Origin of the sequence: Streptomyces sp. NPDC057565 (assembly GCF_042801455.1) — a bacterium.
Taxonomy (GTDB): Bacteria; Actinomycetota; Actinomycetes; order Streptomycetales; family Streptomycetaceae; genus Streptomyces; species Streptomyces yanii.
In genome coordinates, this window is the sequence record NZ_JBHVFU010000078.1 from 11078 (window position 1) to 32877 (window position 21800).

The 21800-nt window shown below is 66.7% G+C and carries 12 protein-coding genes and 2 pseudogenes; 9 read left to right on the forward strand and 5 right to left on the reverse strand.

Features of this window, described 5'->3' with window-relative positions; genetic code table 11:
* Nucleotides 1–784, reverse strand: a pseudogene (locus ACFU8W_RS47175) (hypothetical protein); the annotation flags it as partial.
* Between the two features lie 389 nt (nt 785–1173).
* Entirely contained in the window at nt 1174–1791 is a 618-nt protein-coding gene (locus ACFU8W_RS47180; RefSeq protein WP_384051932.1) for a hypothetical protein, read from the reverse strand.
* 515 nt (nt 1792–2306) lie between these two features.
* Between ACFU8W_RS47180 and ACFU8W_RS47185 the strand changes: the two genes are divergently transcribed.
* Together ACFU8W_RS47185 and ACFU8W_RS47190 are read left to right on the forward strand one after the other, a co-directional pair.
* Nucleotides 2307–5732 carry an AAA domain-containing protein gene (locus ACFU8W_RS47185; protein ID WP_384051934.1) on the forward strand — a complete coding sequence of 1142 codons (3426 nt, stop codon included), beginning with the start codon at nt 2307–2309 and terminating at the stop codon, nt 5730–5732.
* Nucleotides 5725–7122: a hypothetical protein gene (locus ACFU8W_RS47190; RefSeq protein WP_384051936.1), complete on the forward strand. Its 1398-nt coding sequence runs from the start codon at nt 5725–5727 to the stop codon at nt 7120–7122. Before ACFU8W_RS47185 ends, ACFU8W_RS47190 begins: the two co-directional genes overlap by 8 nt.
* 638 nt (nt 7123–7760) lie before the next feature.
* Here the strand turns inward: ACFU8W_RS47190 and ACFU8W_RS47195 are convergent.
* Complete coding sequence (locus ACFU8W_RS47195; RefSeq protein ID WP_384051938.1) at nt 7761–8300, reverse strand: hypothetical protein; 540 nt, start codon at nt 8298–8300, stop codon at nt 7761–7763.
* Nucleotides 8301–8468: 168 nt separating this feature from the next.
* On the opposite strand from ACFU8W_RS47195, the gene ACFU8W_RS47200 reads away from it, so the two are divergent.
* The 4 genes and pseudogenes from ACFU8W_RS47200 to ACFU8W_RS47215 all read left to right on the forward strand — a co-directional run bounded on the left by ACFU8W_RS47200 (nt 8469) and on the right by ACFU8W_RS47215 (nt 14847).
* Nucleotides 8469–9989 (forward strand): S1 RNA-binding domain-containing protein, encoded by a 1521-nt coding sequence (locus tag ACFU8W_RS47200; protein ID WP_384051940.1) that lies wholly within the window; start codon nt 8469–8471, stop codon nt 9987–9989.
* 261 nt (nt 9990–10250) lie between these two features.
* A pseudogene (locus tag ACFU8W_RS47205) lies at nt 10251–10992 on the forward strand (transposase).
* 551 nt (nt 10993–11543) lie between these two features.
* Nucleotides 11544–12185 carry a hypothetical protein gene (locus ACFU8W_RS47210; RefSeq protein WP_384051941.1) on the forward strand — a complete coding sequence of 214 codons (642 nt, stop codon included), beginning with the start codon at nt 11544–11546 and terminating at the stop codon, nt 12183–12185.
* Nucleotides 12186–13026: 841 nt separating this feature from the next.
* A complete protein-coding gene (locus tag ACFU8W_RS47215; protein ID WP_384051943.1) occupies nt 13027–14847 on the forward strand; it encodes an RNA-binding domain-containing protein in 1821 nt (606 codons plus the stop codon).
* A gap of 56 nt (nt 14848–14903) precedes the next feature.
* Here ACFU8W_RS47215 and ACFU8W_RS47220 read toward each other — a convergent pair whose 3' ends face one another.
* Nucleotides 14904–16319 carry a protein kinase gene (locus ACFU8W_RS47220; RefSeq protein ID WP_384051945.1) on the reverse strand — a complete coding sequence of 472 codons (1416 nt, stop codon included), beginning with the start codon at nt 16317–16319 and terminating at the stop codon, nt 14904–14906.
* Nucleotides 16320–16698: 379 nt separating this feature from the next.
* Here ACFU8W_RS47220 and ACFU8W_RS47225 point away from each other — a divergent pair, with 379 nt between their 5' ends.
* Nucleotides 16699–18321: a hypothetical protein gene (locus ACFU8W_RS47225; protein ID WP_384051947.1), complete on the forward strand. Its 1623-nt coding sequence runs from the start codon at nt 16699–16701 to the stop codon at nt 18319–18321.
* 690 nt (nt 18322–19011) lie between these two features.
* On the opposite strand, the gene ACFU8W_RS47230 is transcribed toward ACFU8W_RS47225, so the two are convergent.
* Entirely contained in the window at nt 19012–19890 is an 879-nt protein-coding gene (locus tag ACFU8W_RS47230; protein WP_384051949.1) for a S1 RNA-binding domain-containing protein, read from the reverse strand.
* Nucleotides 19891–20184: 294 nt separating this feature from the next.
* Between ACFU8W_RS47230 and ACFU8W_RS47235 the strand changes: the two genes are divergently transcribed.
* On the forward strand, nt 20185–20931 hold the full coding sequence (locus ACFU8W_RS47235; protein ID WP_384051951.1) for a hypothetical protein: 747 nt from the start codon (nt 20185–20187) through the stop codon (nt 20929–20931).
* A 75-nt stretch (nt 20932–21006) separates the two neighbouring features.
* Complete coding sequence (locus ACFU8W_RS47240; RefSeq protein WP_384051953.1) at nt 21007–21573, forward strand: hypothetical protein; 567 nt, start codon at nt 21007–21009, stop codon at nt 21571–21573.
* Nucleotides 21574–21800 lie beyond the last annotated feature (227 nt).

Here is a 21800-nt window from a genome sequence, read left to right on the forward strand (position 1 = left end):
CGACCCAGGGCTTTTGTTCGCTGAAGAAATGGGTATTGATCGCACCGTCGCGCCCGGTCCAGAAGATGTCAATTTTGTCGGTGCTCCGGCTCACCGCTGCTATTGAGCTGCCGGGATTCGCCGCCAGGGGTTCATGGCCGGGAACCAGGGTGAATGCATGGTGCTCGACCCAGGGCTTTTGTTCGCTGAAGAAATGGGTATTGATCGCACCGTCGCGCCCGGTCCAGAAGATGTCAATTTTGTCGGTGCTCCGGCTCACCGCGGCTATTGAGCTGCCGGGATTCGCCGCCAGGGGTTCATGGCCGGGAACCAGGATCTGAGGTCGGCTCCATCCGCCCTCAACCGGCCAAAACTGCGTGACGATGCTGCCGTCCCGGCTGACCCAGAACACCTGCAGCATCCCGCGGCGGCTGACTACGCTCGGTGCCGAGTCCGGCGCAGCGATGAACTCGGGCTGCGGGAGCAGTGAGGCGCGGTCGATCCAGCGTGATCCCTTGACGTCGTAGATCCAGGTGTTGCGTAGTCCCGGCCAGTGGTCTGTGTGGAAGCCGCCCTCCTCGACCGACTTCGCATATGACGCCGTGCCGCCCGCCGCGAGCAGGTTCCCGTCAGCAAGCAGCGAATGGCCGCAACAGAACAGGTCCTGGACCGGTGAGCCGACCACTGTCACCTTGCCGGTGGCGCAGTCGTACAGCCGCGTATGGTCGTTGCGGTTGTGGTTGTGCTGGTCCGCATCGTATTCACTACCACTGAAATGCAGGATCTTCCCGGTTCGCAGCAGCACAGCGTGGGCCGCTAGCACATCGGTCGACCCTAGCCTTGGGTCCCAACCCATTGGTCTCCCTCACCGCGTCGCGAATGAACCGACAGGGGTGCGAAGCAACCCTAGATGTGCACGGTCACCCCGGAACATCGTCCACACAGGTCCGTGTCGGTCGGTCATCGCGCGGCGTGTCCAGACAGCACCGAGCTGAATCAGGGACGTACCGGTAAGGACACGTCGACGTCGGACGGGTAGACGAGCACGTGAGGCATCTGGTGGAGACGGTCCTCCCGGTGTTCCTTACGGTGCTGCCCGCGTGGATGAATAGGCCGTGTATCAGGCTAGTTCCCCGGAACACGGCTGTCGCGTTGAAGATACCTAGCGCGGGAGCCAGGCTCCCGAAAGGGCTGCTATTCCATGCTCGTGGGGGTCTTGACGGCTCGGAGGCGGCTGGCGACGTAGCTGGCCCGGCCTCCGCCGTTGAGCTTGTGCCAGTTGTGGGCTGCACCGTCGGCGAGGCCGAGGAGATCGGCGAGCATGTTCCAGTGGACGGCGCCGACCATGGCGAGCCAGGCGCCGTTGCGGGCCTTGCTGGTGCTGGGGATGCCCAGGCGGGTCAGTCGTCTTTGCAAGGTGCTGGAGGTCACGGGCTGGTCGGGGCGAAGGCCGGGGAAGAGGTAGGGCGTCTCGCGTGTCCTGAGTGGTGCGGCCAGTGGGCGTCGTTCGTTGATCAGTTGTTGGAGCAGGGCCGATAGCCGCGGCCGTAGCCAGAGCGGGTCCCGGCCGACTTGAAGACCGACGACGCCGGGCTCCTCTGGGTGGACCAAGACCTGGTCGGTCGTGAGGTTCACCAGTCGGTCGGTTCGCAGCCCGTATTGCAGGACGAGACAGCCGGCGACACGGTCGGCAATGTGCTCGGACTCGTCGGTTTCCAACCGGAGAGCGGTGAGGATCCGGTCCGCATCGCTCATGATCGACCGGTCGACGGGACTGGTCGCGGTGGTGATCGCCACGTTCTGGGGGATCAAGTTGCAAGCTGCGGCCCAGAGCAAGAACGAGCGGGCCTGTCTGAGCCCGAGCCCCTGACTGACTCAGGTCAGGCGCCGCCGTGACGTTCGGCCAGGAGCTGACGACCTCGCGGCTGCTGACACGGTTCTAATGTCCGACCGTGGCGGCCTCTTGGCTTCCTCGGGGATGAGGAAGCCTTGCAGATCTCTCCGACTGTCCCGCGCTCAGCCTCTTCCCGGTGTCGGGAGGTGGGCAGTTCGGCCACTCAGGACTGCGACGCGGTGGCGTCGTTCCCTGTGCCGAGTGGCGAATCCGGCGGCAGTAGATGCCGGATCCGCTCCCAGCCCCCATCGCTCAACCCGCCCCTGGACTCCACATCCGATGAAACAATGAGCTGATCCACGGGACACTGCCCAGTCCTAAAAAAGGTGTCATCACCACTTTATCCAACTCCCTGCCCTGAAACGGGATGAGCTGGCAGGATTATCTGTCTGGGGCGGGGCGCACCGAAACGGTGCTGAGCAAGGAGCAGCGCGTGGGGGCACAACAGATGATCAACCATCGGTTCCTGTTGCTCCCTCAGGATCCGCGTCCAGGTGGTCTGTCTGAAGTCCGCAAGGCCGTCGACACTAGCGGCGCCGCTGGCGACTACGCGGCCGTCAAGTTGCTCAAGCAGCGCGACGACGAGGTCATCAAAATCTTCCTGGAACGCGAGACCAGCTCGCTGAAGGCGCTGCAGCATCCCAACATCGTGCGGATGCTCGACTCCGGCTGGGACGCCAACCTCGGCCGGTACTTCATCGCGCTGGAATGGGTCGATCGCAGCCTCAAGGACGACATGACCGTCGGCAGGCCCGTCGGATGGGCCTCGTTCTTCACCCGTATCGGCAAGCCTCTCGCGGCGGCCCTGGCCTATGCGCACTCGCAGAAGATCGAGCACCGTGACCTCAAGCCGGGCAACGTCTTGCTGACGGAGGACGGCACGCCCAAGCTGGCCGATTTCGGGATCGCCAAGATCCGGTCCAAGGCATCCGCAGTCACCGACGAGACCGTGGCAGAGTTTCGTTCCAACCTGTACGCGCCGCCTGAGCAGGAAGACGCGATCCCCTACGTCCGGGATGTCTATGGATACGGCGTCCTGGCTATCCAGGTTCTTTCCGGCGGAAAGGCCGGCGACTATCCCGACCTCGCCGAGGTCTTGGCCGAACTGGATCTGGACACCGAGGTCCGTTCGATCCTCCAGTCCTGCGTCGACTTCGACCCGAAAAAGCGGCCCGCCAACGCCACCGTGCTCGAACAACGCCTGCTGGAGGCCGAGCAGGCCTACAGCAATCAGCAGGCGCGCCGGAGCAACTATGTGTGGCTCAAGCTGACCCGCCGCGCGGCGGAGCTCCTCAGCAACGTCCCCGCCGGCACCGATCCGGACTGGGACCTCGCCAAGTCCGCGGTTCTCGCTGATCTCTCCGGTACCGTCCACGCCGACTACGGGCACAACCCGAAGACAGACGTGATCGACAAGGCCACCCTGCGCATCTTCGGGCGTTCCTGGTTCCTGCGTCTCGTTGAAGACGAGCATCAGCGGGATCGCTGCGTGATTGTCGCTGCCGACGCCCGGGGGGAGGAATGGATGGCCAAGCGACGTGAGCGGTCCGTGCCGATCGGGCCGGTCCTGACCTGGACCTTCGACGACCCCGGTGAGGATCCCGCTTACGAAGGCCTGACTCTCCTTCTCGACCGGTTGGAGGGGCATCTCTCACAGCGGGAGGAAGCAGCCAAAGTCAGCCAGGACCAGCACCTCGGCGACCTCTTCGACGGCTGGCGCCGCCTGCTCGAAGCCCGGGAGGAGGTCGCAGCCGGCGGTCGGCAGAACATCGAGTACGAGCGGGTCACTGGAGGCGGCCGCAACCGCGTCTTCCACCTGTCCATGCCTACCACCGCCACCCTGGTCGGCGAGGAATGGTCGGTGGCCCCCAACTCCTACAGCCGGCCCATCGACCGTGGTGAAGTGACCGCCCAGACTGACGACACACTCGTCATCCGCTTTCGGCGCCCCGACACCGTCCTTCCCGGCCGCGGTGCCCTGCTGCCCTTCTTGGGCCCCAGCCAGAGTGCTCTGAACCGGCAGCGCGAGGCCTTGACCAACGTGGCCGCGGGCCAGACTACGAACCGGGCCCTGCGCGAGATCATCGACAGCCCAGCCAGCGTCGAGGTTCGGCCGCCCGTCGAGGTCACCCACTGGTCGCGCACAGACCTCGACAAGAGCAAGCGTAAAGTCGTCGCCCATGCCCTGGGCAGCCAGGACCTGCTCCTGGTCGAAGGTCCCCCGGGGACAGGCAAGACCACTGTCATCGCCGAGATCGTTGAGCAGACGCTCAAGCGCGCCCCACACGCCCGCATCCTTATCGTCAGCCAGACCCACATCGCTATTGACAACGCGCTGCGCCGCATTGAGGACGCCGGTATTGAAGGGCTGGTCCGTCTCGGCCGCCCTGACGACCCGCGTGTCGCCGCCAGCGTCCAGCCACTGCTTCTCGACAAGCAGGTCAAACGGTGGACGCAGCAGGTTCGCATACGGGCCGAGCGCTACCTGGACGGTGTTGCCTCCCGCAACAGCTTGGAAGGACGCCACCTCAAAGCTGCTCTCATGCTGGAGGAACTGGCCTCCGTGGCCGCTGACCTCGACCACGTCACCCGCAAACTCGAGGAACTCGCCAGCCAGCCCGCCCCCGACCGCACCACCTCTGCCCGCGAACTCGGCGAGGAAGTCGTCACCGTCCGTGCCCGCCGGGACCAGCTCCTTGAGCAGCGCCACGAGCTCTACACCGAGGCCCAGCGTGTACTCGCTGGAGAGCTGACCCTGCGCGAGGACCTCACCACCGCTGACGCCCGCGACGCGGTCGGAGCGCTCCTGGGCACATCAGGCACCGGCCGGGAACTCATGCGGCTGCTACGCCTCCAAGGCGAATGGCTCCAGCGCATCGGAACCGACCAGAATCTCATCACCGCGTTCCTGCGTACCCGCCAGGTCGTCGGCGGCACCGCACTGGGCTTCCTCGGCCACCCGGCCGCCCGCGACCTCGAATTCGACCTGTGCATCTTCGACGAAGCTTCCAAAGCCACCGCCACCGAAGCCCTCGTCCCCCTCGCCAGGGCCAAACGATGGGTCCTGGTCGGCGACACCGCACAGCTCCCCCCGGTCGACGAAGACCTGCTACGCAACCCCAAGATCATGACCGACCATCAGCTCATACCCGAGCTGGTCACGACCACGCTCTTCGAATACCTGGTCCGCCATACCGAGCCCCCGGTCAAGCACATGCTGCTCGAGCAGTACCGCATGACACCGGCCATCGGAAAGATGATCTCCACCTGCTTCTACGACAAGAAGCTGCTCTCCCTCAACAACGACACACTGACCGGCTACGACGTCATCGGCAAGCCCGTCATGTGGCTCGATACCTCCAAGCTGCCCGACCGCCGCGAGTCCGACCGCAGCGCCACCCAGACCAGCATCTCCAACCGCACCGAAGCCCAGCTAGCCATCCGGCGCCTGGAAGTCATCGACCACGCCATCGCCAAGAACGTCATCAAAGCCCCCGCAGGCCGCAAACTCGACGTCCTGGTCATCGCCCCCTACGGCCGCCAGGTCGAAGAACTCACCCGCCGCCTGGCCTCGACCAGACTCAAGCACCTCACCGCCGAAGTCCTCTCCGTCGACGCCGTGCAGGGCCGCGAATGCGACCTCGCCATCTTCTCCGTCACCCGCAGCAACGCCCGCTCCGACTTCGGATTCCTCGGCCAGCCTTACTGGCGGCGCATCAACGTCGCTCTCTCCCGCGCCCGTTTCGGCCTCACCGTCGTCGGCGACGCCGCCTTCTGCCGCAGCACGCCCGGCGCCCTGCGCGACGTGCTCGACTACATGCGCAACCACCCCGAGGAGTGCGAGATCCGCGATGCCTGACTTCAGCCCGGACAGCCTCCTCGCCGTCCGCTTCAACGACGCCCGCCCCGGCCTGGAACTCGTCGCCATCGTCGACGCCGGGCTGCCCGTCGCCCTGATCACTGCTGACGTCCTCGCACAGGACCGAAAGCGCCTGCCCCTGCTCGACGAGTTCGTGCTGCGCCTGGTCAACAGCAAGGTCACCACCGAACAGGCCGTCACCGGCCTCCTCGGCGTACCCGAACGCATGGTCACCCAGACCGTTGCTCAGCAATTTTCCGACGACTACCTCACCTACGCTCTGCCCCGGCCGGGAGCCGACCCCGCCACCAGGAACCTGCGTCTGACCGGACGCGGTGAGCAGACCGCCCGCGAAATGGCCGCCATCACACCCGTTCGCGTCGAACAACCACTCGTCTACGACCAGCTCCTAGGCAAAGCCAAGCCCTATGACCGGCACACCCTCATCCCCCGCGGCCAGGCCGAGGACCAAGCCATGCTCCTCCTGCCCGCAACCAACAGCGGCCCGGTCGAGATGGGTGAAATCTCTGCTGCGGACATCAACGCCCTGCTGCGCGAGCGCGGCAACAATGACCGCGAGGTCCTCCAAGTCAGAGGCATCACCCAAGCCAAGGCCCGCAGGGTCATGCCAGCCAAGGTGCTTGTCTACGCAAACCCCGACCGCACCGACATCGAGCTGGGCGTCGTCGTCGACGGCGAACTCAGCCACGCCCACGAGCTCGAACTGATCGCGCGGGGCGGCGCGCAGGCGCTCGGTATCACTGTGGAACCGGCGCCCGAGCGGCCGACCCTCGAGCCCGAACTCGAACAGGTCCGTGTGCCCTTGACCGAGGTCACCCAGCAGCGGGCCGAACAGGCTGCCGTACAGCTCAGCTCATCGGGCCCGCTGCCCGCAGCACCCTCCGAGCCCGCGCCTGCAGGACACGAAATCCGGGCGATCGGCGTGTTCGAACACCCCGACATCCTCGACGAAGCACTCACCCACGCCCGGACACGGATCCTGATCATCTCGCCGTGGATCAAGAAGGCGATCATCACCACCGAATTTCTCGGCAAGCTCGAGACACGCCTGAACCGCGGGGTCACCGTGCACATCGCCTACGGGTACGAGGAAAACGACACTAAGTCGGACCCGATCGCGATCCGTCGGCTTGAAAACCTCGCCGCACGATACCCGAACAAATTCGACTTCTCGCGTCTCAAGAGCACACACGCCAAGGTGCTGGTCTTCGACGACGTCTGGGTGACCACCAGTTTCAACTGGCTCTCCTTCAAAGGCGATCGCAACCGCACCTACCGAATGGAGGAAGGCAGCCTCATCCGCAACAAACAGCTCACGGACACCCAGTACCAGCGCTACCTCGACCTCATCGGACAGCAACGTCAATAGGGAACCTGCGCTACGCAGATCGGGTGGGGTCGACGACGTCGTCCCCGACGCGGACTCCCAGAGCTACATCGCCGAAGCGCTCGGCGTCCCGGAACGCGACGTCGACCTCCGAAACTGGCCCAACTGGCTGCCCGGCGCTGACTGCGGCGTGATCCCGCTCGGACCCGTCAGTAGCGTGCCAGCCCTTTGAGAGGCATTGAGAGCCACGATGGCACGCTCCCGTCGTACCTTCCTGACCGCGAACTCCGGGCAACTGCGAGCTCGCCGTGTTCGCCGCCGACACTCTGCCGCTGCTCCCCGAAGAAGGGCGCATCGCTCCGCTCGCGAGCCTGGTGGGCCGCACCATCCGGCCTTTCACCTCCAACGGTCAAGCACTCGTCCTGCTCGGGGCGAAAACGGACAGTGAGGGCCTGCACGTCTCCCGACGGTTCGCCAGGCTCGTGGACGGAGATCGGCTCCATCCCTCCAGGGGCATTGGCCTGTTCCTTCCCGCAGCCTGAGCTCCCGGGCGCTGCGGTTCGCGTCACCTGTGTCGGGCCGGACGGCGGCACCATCGAATCGCCCGTTGTCTTCGTCTGTAGCCCTGTGCACTGTGCACGCCGCCATGGAGCCGACAGCGGGCCCCGCCTGCGATATGACTACACGGAGGAGGTGGTCCTCCCGCGGGGAGCGTCGAAGTCGGGCTGATCGGGGCTGGCGAAGTGGAACGGCACGGCGAACTGCTCGGCCAGGGGGCGACCAATCGTCTCTGCTTCCTGCGCCTCGGGCCACGGCGGAACCGTGCCGTTGAACAGTCTCATGTCACTGCCGTGTCGGATCATGGCGAGCCGGTGCTCGGTAGCCGGGTCGTCCGTGAGTGCGATCAGGTCCACGTACCAACCATCGGTGTCACCGTCCCACAGTGCCTCGATGGCGACCGTCCGGCCGGGCAGAGCCTCCACCTTCTCCACCAGCGTCGCCAGGTCCAGCGGATGGGTCGGGTAGCGCTCGAACCGCTGGCCCAGCTCCTGGTAACGCTCTGCAACCACGTCGAGTGTGTCGTACAGGCCTGGCCTGGACCCGACTGGGAACGCCTCGCGGATACGGGCGACTGCCGCTATCCGGTGGTCCTGCTGAATCAGGCTGTCCACGGCGGAGCGCTCGGCGGCCGACAGCGTGGCCCAGATCGGGGAGTCCATGTCCGTATTCAAGCCGCCCCGACTTTGCGCCCCCGATCCGGGTCGCCGTTGCCGAGAATGAATCCTGCTCATGCCGGGCCTGGTGCCGGTAGAGTTCGCGGGTGATCATTCCCCCTGTCCACCCGCGACCGGCCCTCAGGGCGACTACGAGCCATCCGGGCCGCTGACATGGCGCCCTTCGTGTACCGCATCACTCCGTACGACCCTGCTGACCTCGACGCGGCGGCCGGCGGAGGCAGCACCTTCATCGCGTACCACTCGAGAGAACGCGTCGCTGCTGCCTGTGTGGCAGCCGTTGCCGGGTTCGCGCTCGATGCCGGCGTCGAGCAGGTGACGATCGACAACCCCATGACAGAGGGGTTCTTCTCCTTCTCCGTCCTAGCGGGAAGAGGGGGGCATGGGCTGAGCGGGCTCTTCCCCTATGACAGCGTCGAGTTCCACGACGGCGCGCGCGTCCCGCTCGCCACTGGTCTCGGGTTGTTGCGGGCGATGGTGCTGCGCGAGGGCGCCTGGTGCCGGCTGCTGGCGGACAATGGATTCTTCGTCCATGTCGGCGACCGGGACGACATATACGTCGGCGGCGTCCGGGAGCAAGAGGACGCCGTATCCCGCGCCCGCATTCTTGGGCTGTTCGCCGACCGGGTCGCGAGCTCACCCTATGACCCGGCCCTCGACGAGACCGACGCCTCACGGGCCGCCAACGAGGAGTTCTGGTCTGAGGTCGGCGCACTGGTCGCTGACCGCGGCGGGGTCCTGCTGGAGGAGCGTCCGACCGGCAACGCCTACCGCTGGTACCGCCTGACGGCCGCTCACGAGGTCGAGGCTGTGCATGAGCGTCTGACCCCACGGGCGCGGCTGGCGGTATGGCCGGACCTCACCGACGACGTCGAGGCGATCCGCGCCACCGTCGTGCGCGGGGAACGCCTTTACCTGCTCGTGCGGCAGTATCCGGGCGGGGGGTTCCACAGGGCGTGTGTCGCCGAACCGGGCATGGGACGTGCAGACGTGTCGAATCCCCAGATCACGGCGGGCCCGGGCCACCGAACTGCGTTGGTTCCGCTGGAACGAGCTGATCGCCATCCTCTTCTCGCGGCAGTGCTGCCCGACGGGGACGGTGTCCTTCGGGCCCGCTGGCGCACCAATCGCAGCCGGGCCGAGGAGCGGCGGACGTTCCTTGGCTCGCTGCGCGTGGGCGAGACTGTCACCGGCGTTGTCGCGACGGGTCTCAATGACATCGGGGTGTACGTGCACCTCGATGACGATCTGGGCCGTTTCCTCGGCTTCCTCCGTGTTCCCGAGATGTCCTGGACCCGTTTCGACTCGGTGGACGACATTGCACCGGTCGGTCGGGAAGTCCGCGCCGAGATCATCAGCATCGACTTCACACGGGAGCAGGTGAGCCTGTCCATGAAGGCGCTGCAGCCCGATCCCTGGCAGCACTATGCCGATACCCACAAGGTCGGGGACACGGTCTCGGGGACGGTGACCAAGCTGGTGCCGTTCGGCGCGTTTGTCCAGGTGGAGGAGGGCGTCGAGGGCCTCGTCCACCTTACCGAGTTGGTCGATCACGACGTCGAGTACCCGCAGGAGGTGCTCGCGGTCGGCGACCAGGTCCGAGTCGCCATCCTTGACGTGGACCGCCAGCGTCGCCGCATCAGCCTTTCGCTCAAACGCGCCCAACCAGAGTGAGGGCAGCGGTGCTGCATGAGCCCTCAACGATCACGCCCAGGTGTGCTTCGCCTCCACTGTGCTGACCCGCAGCGCGCGCGCTGCGGGGAGCCATCGGCGCGCCTACGCCGCTACGAGCCCTGACCTATGCTGTCGAGCAGCCTGGTGTTGTCGGCCATCAGCGCTGGGTGATGTTGCGCTGGGCCGCCAGGGAAGGTTCGTCGGGTGGCGGTTTCGGCGGTTGGATGTGCGGTGACGTCCGTCCGACTGCTGGGAGGTGTGGTGGCTGAGCCTGTCTGTGTGCGCAGGTTGACCTCCCAGGAGGGGCAGATGCTGCAGCAGATTGTGCGCCGGGGCAGTACCAGTTCGGTGCGGTTCCGTCGCGCGATGATGCTGCTGGCTTCGGTCGGCGGGAACCGGGTCCCGGTGATCGCGAAGCTGGTGCAGGCCGACGAGGACACCGTCCGGGACGTGATCCACCGGTTCAACGAGATCGGCCTGGCCCGTCTGGACCTTCGGTGGGCGGGAGGCCGTCCCGGCCTGCTCAGTCCTGACGACGAGGACTTCGTCGTCCAGACGGCCACCACCCGCCCGGCCAAGCTCGGCCAGTTCTTCACCCGCTGGTCCATCCGCAAACTCGCCACCTACCTGTGCCGTGTGCATGGCCGCCCGCCCGGACGGCGCCCCGATCTACGTCATCCTCGACAACCTCTCCGCCCACAAAGGCGAAACCATCCGGCGCTGGGCGAAGAAGAACCGGGTCGAATTGTGCTTCACCCCGACCTACGCCTCTTGGGCCAACCCGATCGAGGCCCACTTCGGACCGCTGCGGCAGTTCACCATCGCCAACTCCAACCACCCCAACCACACCGTGCAGACCAGGGCCCTGCACGCCTACCTGCGCTGGCGCACCACCAACGCCCGCCACCGCGACGTCCTGGCCGCCCAACGCCGAGAGCGCGCACGCATCCGCAGCGAGAAAGGCATCCGCTGGGGCGGGCGCCTGCTTACGACGGCGGCCTGACCAAAACGGTCGGGGCGGTCAGACCATCAGCGGCGCGTGCAGCGCACTGAATGTCCCACGGAGCTCCACCGTGGCGATCGGATCGATCTCCATCTGCTCGGGACGATCGGCAGCGTTGCCGTACACGTGCGCGAGGCAATCACACAATGGAGCAGCCGAGTTGAACTGGTCGGGCTCGGACGCGTACAACAACGAGACCAGGACCCCCGGCATTGCTCGGTTCGATTCGCATTCCCGAGCTGCCGAGAGGCCCTGACTTCATGCGCGTACCACTGGAAGATCACCCGGCGGGAAACCTGTTCGACCCGCACGTTCCATGAACGGTCGGGGTAGGGCTTCTTAACCGGTGCCGCTACCGGCGACCCTGTCGGGCGGTCCGAGGGGAGCAGTCGGATCCCTCAGCGTTCACGACGAAACTGATCGATCGGAGAGACGGCGATCAAGTAGGCTCTCCGCCTGCATTGGATCATGTCCATGACCTTGGGGGCCCTATGGGAAAGATCTCGACCGTTGTCACGGCCACGGCAGCCTGCCTGACGCTCGGCGCCACAGTGACCGGCTGTTCGGGCGACGCCGCAACAAACGAGCGCTCCGCCGAGCAGTTGCTCGACGACGCGTACAAGACCATGAAGTCGCTCACGTCAGTGACCATCGACGGGGAAACCACCGTCACCGACGGGGAACATTCCACCAGCCTTCTGACGACCGACCTCAAAAGCACCTGCACGTTCAAGTCGTCCTCGGAATCAGGCGCCGCGCTCGAACAGATCCGGATCGGAGAGACGGACTATATCCGGCCGAACCGCGCCTACCTCGATCAGTGGTCGGGGCAGGAGGCGCCGAGTACGGCGGAGCAGGACCGCTGGATCAAGAAATCGGCCAGTGAGTCGGTGCCTGGCGACGGGCTTTCCGACTGCACCTGGCCGTTCGACGCGTTCGGCAAGGCGAAGAAGAGCGAACCGACCGAGGTCGACGGCCGCCCGGCCATCGCGCTGGTGGTGACCGACGTGAAGGACAAGGGTGGCACCTACACGTTCCACGTCGCCACAGAGGGCAAGCCCTACCTGCTCAAGGTCGACTACAAGGGCAGCGACTTCCGCACCACAACCACCTTCCGCGCCTTCGAGGAGCCCTTGAAGGTGGATCCGCCGGACGATGATGAGCTGCTGGACCTGAGCGGCATCGGCGGCTGAGTGGGTCCCCGAGCCGTGCTCGGATCCGTTCGGGCCGCGGTGTCCTCTGCCTGCCGAGCAGCCCCAGGCGGGCCTTCCGCATCCCCGAGCTACCGAGAGGCCCTGACTTCATGCGCGTACCGCCGGAAGATCACCCCGGCGGGAAATTTGTTCGACCCGCACGTTCCATGAACGGTTGAGATAAGCCCTCTGAGGTGGCGTCGGGCGGAATACGCCTGACACCACGAACCTTGGACGGGCCGAGGGTTAGCGCCGCAACCTCACCTGTTGCTTGGTCAAATGAGCACGATGGGGAACCTCCCGAGGTTTGTCCGACTGCGGCCGGCGGTCGGGTAGGAGCTGTCACGGTCGAAGGTTCAGCGAATTTGGCGTGGGTGGCCCGCCCCGCGAGCAGCGGAACCGTCGTGTGCTCAGGTTCTGGGGCATCGAGCCCGGTTTGGCCTCTGGCCTCGGCTGCCATGGGTTGACGGTTGGTATGGGGAAGGGGCGCGGCCTGTCGTCAGTGGGGGCAACCAGGTCGACGGCGACACCGCCTGGGTCTCAACGGGCGACCGTGATCACGCCGCCGGCATCGCGAGCCGCCGGAGCGTGGTAGTTCGCGCACGGGCACGCCTGCGACCGGCCCGCGCGTTCCCAATGCGTTCGCGGGGGGACGATCCGTCCGATGGGCTCCGGGCCACCGGTCGGCGCGGGCGCACAAGATCACCGCAGGGTGGTGCAGACGGCAGATGCGCTCGCTTGCTTCGGAGACTCCGGAGAGTCTCGACCTCATCAAGGAGTAAGCCGCGGATATCGCGCTCGAAGGAGGTCCAAGGCCAGGGATACTTCGAAGGTGTCGACGATGGATCTCGAGGCTGTCCGGGCAGCGCTGCGCGCCCAGGAACCCACCGCGCTGCTGGAGCAGCGTGAAGGCCAGTGGCTGGACGCCAAGTCCGTGCCGTACGAATTGCGCAAGCCGCAGGCCGTGGAGGAGCTCGCCAAGGACGTCGCCGCGTTCGCTAACGGTGGCGGAGGCGTCCTCGTCCTCGGTGTCGGCACGCGGGACGAGTACGGGGAGGAGATTCTCGACACGGTCATCCCGGTCGATCGGGCGTCGGTGGACCTCGACCGGTTCCGCAAGCTGATCCGCGAGCACATCACACCAGCCCCCCGTGGGGTGGAAGTCGGCTGGTCCGATGACCATCGAGGCGCGCGGGTGGTCTACATCGATGTCCCCGCCCAGGCTGCGAATGTGCTCTTCGTCGTGGCGGCTCCGGTAGGGAAGCCAGGCACACCCCGCACGGACACGGTGGCCGTGCCCGTGCGCGATGGGGACAGCACGCATTGGCTGCTGCGCACCGACATCCAGCGCCTGCTCTCCGCGGGCGTCGCCGCTTCCGGCATGCCTACCGCCCAGGCCCTGGCCGAACTCCTGCGTGACGCCGTGAGCCAGGCCCGTGGCGACACAGTTCCGGCCGCGTTGCGGATCGGCCAGGGGCTGCCGGACCGGGAGCGAGAGCTTCGCGAGGCGTACGAGCATCTGGTCGACGTGGGCCTGGGGCAGCCATCAGGCGAGGCCTACACCTACGGGCCGGCGGCCCTGCAGGACTTTCGTCCCGTCCAGGAGGGGGCGCCGGGGTGGGTCCTTTGCCTGGTGGCCGGGCAGGCGCCCGGGGCGATCTCCGCACCCGTCTGGCAGGCGATCGTTGCCGTCGGCCGGAGGGCTGTCGGCGAAGATCCGCTGGCGTCGGTGGGCCACCCCGTCCCACCCCGCGGTGCGCAGGGACCGTGGGTGGTGAAGGCTGGCGCCCGGGCCGTGGAACTCGACGGCGGGTCGTGGGGCGCGGGCCACATGCTGTGCTCGGACGACGGGCAATGGCAGTGGCAGCCCACCCCCAGGTTCAGCCTCCACCAGGGCCGTTCCGCGAAGAACTGGACAACTGGCCAGACCCCCCAGTTGCGGCTGCGCGCCCTGGTGGACTTGCCCTGGGCCAACACCTCCACCCTCGAGATCACAACAGCGAGGCGCCAACACCTCGTACAGAAACTTCCCAACAGCAAGCTGGCCGGGGCAGCGACGAATATTTCCCGGCGCCGCGGCGGAAATCTTCCAGCCGCTCACTGGGCACCGGGCTTGTGGGGCAACTCGCTGCACTGTGCGAGCTACGCCTGCACCATCACCGCCCCGGACGGCCGCCCGGCTGTGACGGCGGCCCTCACGATCACGCTGCCCACCGCCATGGAGTCCAGCGTCGTCGCGTGTGCGGACGTCCTGATCGAAGATGCCTTCGCATGGGGCAGCGCGCTCAGTCCGGATCTCGGCACCCAGCTGACTCTCGACGAGGTTCACGACCTCCTGCTGAATGCCTGGGAGACAGCAGCCGAGCTGCTGCCCGACGCCGTCGGCGTACCGGACCGAATGTGGTGGGCGGCCCCGCCCACCACCGAACTGCGCCTGAGCTGCGAGCAGCCGGCCCAGACCGGCGCCCAGCCCGCCCTGGCGTCATTCATCGACCTGCAGCCGCTCGGCCCCACCGACCGGGGCAGCCGCGCCGAGATGGCGGTCACGATCACGGCCGCGCCTGCCCTGGAGCGCAAGAGGCGCCAGGACCTCACACGCCGGGCGCTCGACTACATGGCCCAGGCGTACGGCCACGTCCATGGTGAGGCAAACCTGTCGTAGAGCCGGCCGGGAGCGACGGGCCCGGTTTCGGTCGGGTCCGCTGCCGGGCTGCCAGGTCAGGGCGATGACAGCCAACTACCCTGCGGTGTCTGGCTACCCTGCAGGTTCTGTACCGGTACGTGGCTGCCGCCGCGCTGCTTGAGGATCCATTGCGCGACGTCGTCCGCCAGCTCGTTGACCTGCTCTTCGGCCTGCGGCATACGGGGGCGTTGCCAGGGGGTGCGCCCCCACTGGCGTTCCAGGGTCCAGGGCCCGCCGCCTTGGTGGGCTTCGGCGGTGAAGCACACGTTGTAGTCCAGGACGGCTTGCAGGACGATGCGGCGGCCGTCGTGGGTGTGGGTGGCCATCCAGAGACTTCCGCCGTCGGGGACGAATCCGTCCTCGCCGTTGGGTTCCCAGCCGTAGTCGCCGAGCTCCCGAGGGCGGTCTTCGTAGTCGCCGGTGTGGTCCCTTTCCTCGCTCCAGGCGCCGGTGTCGCCGGTCAGTGCCTCGGCGATCCGCCTGATACCGGGCAGCATCATGTGCCGGGTCTGTTCGGTGTCCCGTCGCAGTTTCTCGAGGCCTGGGGTCATGACGTCGAAACCCATCCGGTACGCCCCTTGGCGGAAGGCACGTGCGGGAAAGCGGGTGGGGTCGGCAGAGTACCGGGCAAGCCAGGCGCGCAGCTCGTCGTGGAACTCTGCCATCGTCAGCCGCTCGGGGACGCTGTGCTGGGTCGCGGCCTCCAGTACATGGAGCAGTCGGGTCAGTCCGGGGCTGCGGCTGTGTTGCCACAGGGAGAATTCTTCGTGGTCGGCGCGGTGCGTGCCGTTGGGCGGGTAGGGGCCTGCCTTGGGCAGCGCGAGGACGAAGAGGGTCTTGGCCAGCGAGTAGACGTCGGCGCGCTCGTGTTCGCCGTTGACGGAGGAGAGCATTTCGGGTGCGATGAAGTTCGCCGGTCCCAGCTTCTCGCCGGTCCGGGTAAGGCCGGACGGCATGCCTGCAATGGCCGCGATTCCGAAGTCACCGAGTACGGGTGCGTCGTCGTACCAGAAGAGGTTGGCAGGCTTGATGTCCCGGTGGAAGGTGTCTCGGTCTGCCAGGGCGGCCAGCGTCTCGGCCAGGGAGGTGATGTGCGTGACCACGTCCAGCAGCGTTGCGTCATCTCCCAGCGCGTCGTCCAGGAGTTTGGCAGGGGGCATGACGTACCACCGGGGCTGGCTGCTGTCGACGTCGTCGACGTCCCACACGGGCAGGATGCCCGGCGTGCCACTCGCCTTCTGCATGAACAGTGCTTCGTTGTAGAAGCGCTGTCTGCGCTGATTGCTGATGCGCTCCTGAATGTGCTTGACCACGCCCCGGCGGCCGGTACCCTCCTCTATCCCGTTGCGCAGAAAGTCCTTTGAGCGGTTGCCGGGGAGGAGGGGGCCTTCGTCCTCCCAACGGGGGGTGTCGTAGTCGCGTGTGGGCCGCTGTCGTGCTTTGTCTGACATGTCGAAAAGGCTAGGCGGCGGGTACCGGCTCGGGAGGTGAAATACCCAATGTGCGTAGTGGGGTCCGATCCTGAACGTGCTGCCTGTTCGGCCCGGGACTTGGCCAGGACTGAGAGCTGTGGTTTGACGAGCACCCCTCGTTCGTGGCCTGGCCTTGGCAGGCACTGCGTTCCTCGCCAGTTGGGCTGGGACGCCGGAGCTGGCAGGCGGGGTACGTTCGTCAGGTCCTTGGTCCACGAGGTGCAGCTCCGCCCCTACGCGAAGCACCCGGCGTTGTCAGCTCCTGGAGGTACCGTCGGTGAGTAAGGCGGCTGGCAGCGGGGCCAGTTGCCGGCATGGAGGCGGAATACCTGCCGCCTCTGGTGCAGCTGGAGGTTGCATGGCCCTGGACAGACGCCGCGTGCAGACAGCCGTGATCGGCTACGCCGAGTCTGAGGACCCTGTCGTTCTGCCGATGGAAGCGATAGGGCTCGACAACTTCCGGGAGCGCCATACCGGCCAGAGCTATTGGTGCGGGGTGTGGCTGGGCGGGTGCGGACACCAACTCACGACAAAACTGTACACAAGCCGCGTTTGCCACTTCGCACATCTGCCCGATCCCGAGGGCACCTCTGCCTGCGGCAGGAAAGCCTCCGGGGTCGCCAGCGCGGACCACCTCTACATCAAGCAGGGTGTGCTGGAGTGGCTGGCCGAGCAGGACATCTCCGCCACCGCGACGATCGCGCGTGCCGCCGACGGCTCGATCAGCGGCGAAGTGCTGTTCACGCCGCAGGGGCACACGGACCTGACGGTCCTACTCGCCGGCGCTTCCGGTTCGGCGCCGACCGGCGCGGACGCCTCGCAGCTGGTGCTCGGTCCGGGAATGACGCACGACCCGCACTTGCTCGTGGAGCAGGGGTACATCAACCGTATCCAGTGTGTGCCCGACGGCACGCGTCGGCGGGTCCAGGTAGGCACGCAGCGCCGTGACGGCACCGAGTGGTTCGATCTGAGCGAATGCGCGCTCACCCCAACTGGGTTGTCGACTCCCGCGGTCGAGAAGATCTGGCACCTTCGTAGCTCCCGGCGGCTCATCGGCGTGCGGCCGCCCAGGACCGCTTCGACGATGGCCAGACCGGTAGCCGCTGCCGTCGACGTTGTCGCTCACGACATGCAGCCGTCGCAGGACCGGGCGGCGGTCATGGCGGCCCTGGACGATGCGGTGGCGGTCGGGCGCAGTGTGACCGAAATCCGTCGCTGGCTGAATCGGGCAGAGGCGGCGATCCACGGCGGTGCGACCGCGCAGGAGAACGACCTGATGCGGAGGGCCGGTGACTTGCTGCTGCGGCTGGAGCGGGGAGTCGGGGCTCCCACGCTCCACGAACCGAACCTGCTGGAGCGCAAGGCGTTGAAGACCGTGGAGAGGCTGCTGCGTGAGCTGGGCCGGCAGAAGGACCGTGGAATCCAGACCGTCACCCCTCGGCAGCGACGCCAGCTCGCACAGGCCTCGGAGCAGGCGGGCCAGTGGGTGACCGATCAGCAGCGTTCGAAGATTGCCTCCGTGCTGCAGGAACCGTCCGGGCCCGTCGCCGTGCCGCGGAATCCGCGGCAGAAATCCGCGCCCGTTCCGACGACACGCAAGCCGGTCGCTGAACCTGCGGATGCCGGTGGCTTCGACCCCGCAGGCCTCGCCGACGCCGTCCGAGACGTTCTCGAGCACGCAGCACGCCTGGGAAAGACCGTGCCCTTCAGCAGCCTGTGCGCCCAGGTCAAAGGCTTTGCCGAACTGCCAGAGTCCCGGCAGGTGTACGTGCTGCGGCGAGTCACGCCGACCGCTGCACCCCGCAGTCCCGCGCCCCAGCGTCCGGTCCTGCTCACCGCCCTGATCACCAACGAACAAGGGGCGATGCACCCGCTCTATCGGCGCCTGGCCGACCTTGCCGGTCACCACCTGCCTCAGCGACCCAACAGTGCCTGGGCCGACACCGTCAACGGCATTCACGACCGCTATCGCACCCGATAGCGGCGATGCACACCGGTGTCCTTCCCGTTATGGCCGAGCGCGAACAAGCAAGGCGAGCGGCGCATCGCCGCCCGCCTTGTATGCGGGGCCGACGTCCCTTTGCGTGGGCTCCGGTGTGCATCCGACGGGCTGGCCCCAGCCGAGCCCCCTACCGAGAAGGGCTATGGCGGGGCTGCTGGTCGGTTGTGGCCGCACCCTCTGCGTGAGGGTGCGGCGGCCTCGCAGCGCGTTTTGGTGCGCGTGTCCCCTCCTCGTGCGTGCCGGGCTCCTGCGCGGTCGCTGCTGGGCCGTCACCTTGAAGCGGCATGCCGAGGGCGTCGTAGGTCTGCTTCAAGCGCGCGATTGACTCTGTTCGGATGCTGTCAATCATCTGCCGGACAGCCTCGAATCTGCCCGGGTCTTCGAACACGGCAAGCCAGTCCTCGGAGAGGGCATCGGCTCCTTCCGTGTCGGGGCTGCCCCCTACTGGGGCGATGAGTTTCAGAGGGGCAATGAGTCCAAAAGCCTGCTGCTGTATGCGGTGGAGGGATTCCGCCCAGTCCGCAGCGGCGCGCTCATCGGGTGTCTGTTGGGTGATCCAGTACATCTCGGGAGGGCCCGGTGTGCTGTCCATATCCGTCCTCCATCGGGCTGTTCACGAGTGGCGGTGACCTGGTGCGGTACAGGGCACCTGGAGATCGCTTCCCGTTCTCAGGTAGATCGTTTCCCATTCTGCGGCAGATTTCTGGCTGACAAGGTGAGGCGGCGGCGCACGAGGTCGACCTCGACGATCCGTACGGTGATCTCGTCGCCCTCGCTCACGATCTGGCCGGGGTGCTCGACGGGCTCGTCTCGGAACTCTCTGTTGTGTACAAGGCCATCGACGCCGTCGGCGATGCGGACGAAGGCTCCGAACGGGACCAGCTTGGTGACCTGCCCGGTGGTGACAATGCCTGCTTGGTCCGCGAAGGGAACGAGCGGGTCCTTTTGGAGAGCCTTCAGCGACAGCTGAACCTGTCCACGCCGGGTGTCTATGTCGATGATCTCGCCCACGACCCGTTGGCCCGCCGTGACGGCGTCGGCGGGATGGTCGATCCACCGCCAGCTCAGTTCGGGGACCCTGATGAACCCGGTGCACTGATCGGGCTCGCCGTCGAGGTGCACGAACACACCGAAGTTGTGGACGCTCTGCACCTGACCTTGGTGTGTTGCGCCGCGCCGAAGGCCGAGAAGGAATGCTCGCAGAGCCGGGTCCTCGCACGCTGAAGCGGAGGCCCAGACGTGCTCCTGCTGCCAGTCGACGGCTATCACTTCGAAGGTGAGTCGCTGCCCGATGCTCACAGCTTCGGATGGATGCCCGATCGCCTTGCGGGTCAGATCACCGCGAGGGATACTCCCCACTGCTTTCCTGGGGCCGGAGAACCCGTCCAGTTCGACGAGCACCTCCCGGTCCTCGATGCTGATGACGCGGCCGGTACGGACTTCGCCGGCTCGTATGGTGTTCAGGAAGTCCTTCAGGGGCTCGCTCGACAGGGGTTCGGTCACGGCCACGACTTTAGAAGCCGTTGTCGTACCGATCTTGGTAAGCATGGGTTCGAATGTGGCGGCTCGGTCGGGCGCTCTTCCAATCTTCGGTCTGTCCGTTCATGAAGACCGAGCCTCTGGTACAGCTCGGGGTTGTCGAGACCTTGAGCGCGCCAGGAGGCCCTGCCGACGGCATCCAGGCGCCTTTCACCGCAGAAACGGCACAACGCCTCGTCTCTGGTGCCGAAACACCAACCCTGCGTCTGACCAGTGCAAACGCGTCCGTCGCTCTCGGAAGGACAGCGGCCCCTCGCCGGCCCGGACGGGAATCGTGTCAGAAGTCTGGTCTAGGTTTGGCCTGTGAACCACAGCAGCTCCACGGCCGGGGCGCCCCGCGAGCCTGACTTGCCGCCTTACCAGGTAGTCCTGGCGGAGACTGACTGGGCTTCGCTCGAGACGCCTTTCGGGAACGGTGAGGACCTTCCCGGGGTGCTGGCACGGTTGCTGGAGCCCGATCCCAAGGTGCAGGTCACCGCTTTGTCGGAACTGAGTGAGCTGGTCGGCCACCAGAACACCATCTACGAAGCCACCGCCCCCGTCGCCATGTATGTCGCCGGCATCCTCACCCACCCGGCGGCCATGACCCTCCGGCCGTATCGCAGCGTCCCCATCCGCGCGACATTGTTGAACTGGTTGGCTTCCACGGCCGACAACGCCTCCGCCGACTTCGTAGACCGCGTTGGGCAGTACTTCCCTGGCTTCCTCACCCCCGGCACCCTCGTGGCGGCCTTCCGGGACCTGCGCCCGATGCTTTACCGAGCCGTCGCGCCCTTCCTGCAGGACAGTCACGAGGACGTGCGCGAAGCCGCCGGCCTCGCCGCGCTCATCCTCGCCGAACACCCCGCGCTCGCCCAGCACCGCGATCACCTCGCCGTGCACGCGCGCCGCATCCTAAATACAAGCAGCGACGCCCCTAACCGGCGCGTCGCCTGGAAGGCCCTCGAAGCATGGGGCCACGACGTCACCGGCCCCGAACCTCTGCAGGAGGAGCCCTGGGACTGGGGGCCACACAGCGATGGCCGCGGCAATCTCGAACCTCCCTTCTGACTGATAGACGCACGGCCCATCGACCCAAGGATGTGCGGCCAGCCGAGTTGCCCGGCCAGCGGGCCTTCGCCTGCCGTGTCGTGTCCCCGCTTCAACCAGGTCCACCGCGTCCCGGCACCGCGGCCGGCCGTGGTGGACCTCACCAACAAGCGGGCCATCGCCGCACACGCTGCGGCCAAGCCCATCGTCCCGATCCCTCAGGGTGAACGGCTGCGGCCGCTTCCCACGGGCGAGCTGCCACGGATCTGCCAGAAGCCCACGATCACCGTCCGGCCCGGTGACCTCGGCAAGCTCGACAAATTCCGCCAGGACCGGCACTACCTCCCCCCCACCTGGCAGGACGCCTATCGGCCAGAGCGGGCAAATATCGAGGGCCTCAACGGCAGGGCCAAGAGCCACGGCATCGACATCTCCGACCCCACCAAGCGGCTCGCCCACGGCCGGGTCGCGCAGACCATCCTGCTCGCTCTGATGATCTGCAGCATCAACCTGCACATCCTCTTCACCTGGCAACAGACCAGCGAAGTCCGAGCCACCGCGGCCACTCATGAAGTCGCCCCCATCGCCGGACCTGCCGCACAGGAACCCGACGCGGCCGGCCTGCCTCCACCCAACGGTCCGAAGATCCGCACGACCACCTGAGACCTCAGCACCACAAGCGGGGATGACGCACGCCCGTCGACAGTCCCAGGATGCCCCACGCACCCGGAATACCCCGAAACTTCAGGACGACGACGGCCAGGCAACCGCTCCCGGCACCGAACCCGTTCGGACACCAGGGTCATTGCATGTTCGGGATCTGTCCGGGTTGATCACGTGAGACCGAGGGCCGACAGCGGTCGGCGGTAGTCACGGCTGGTGCGGCGGAG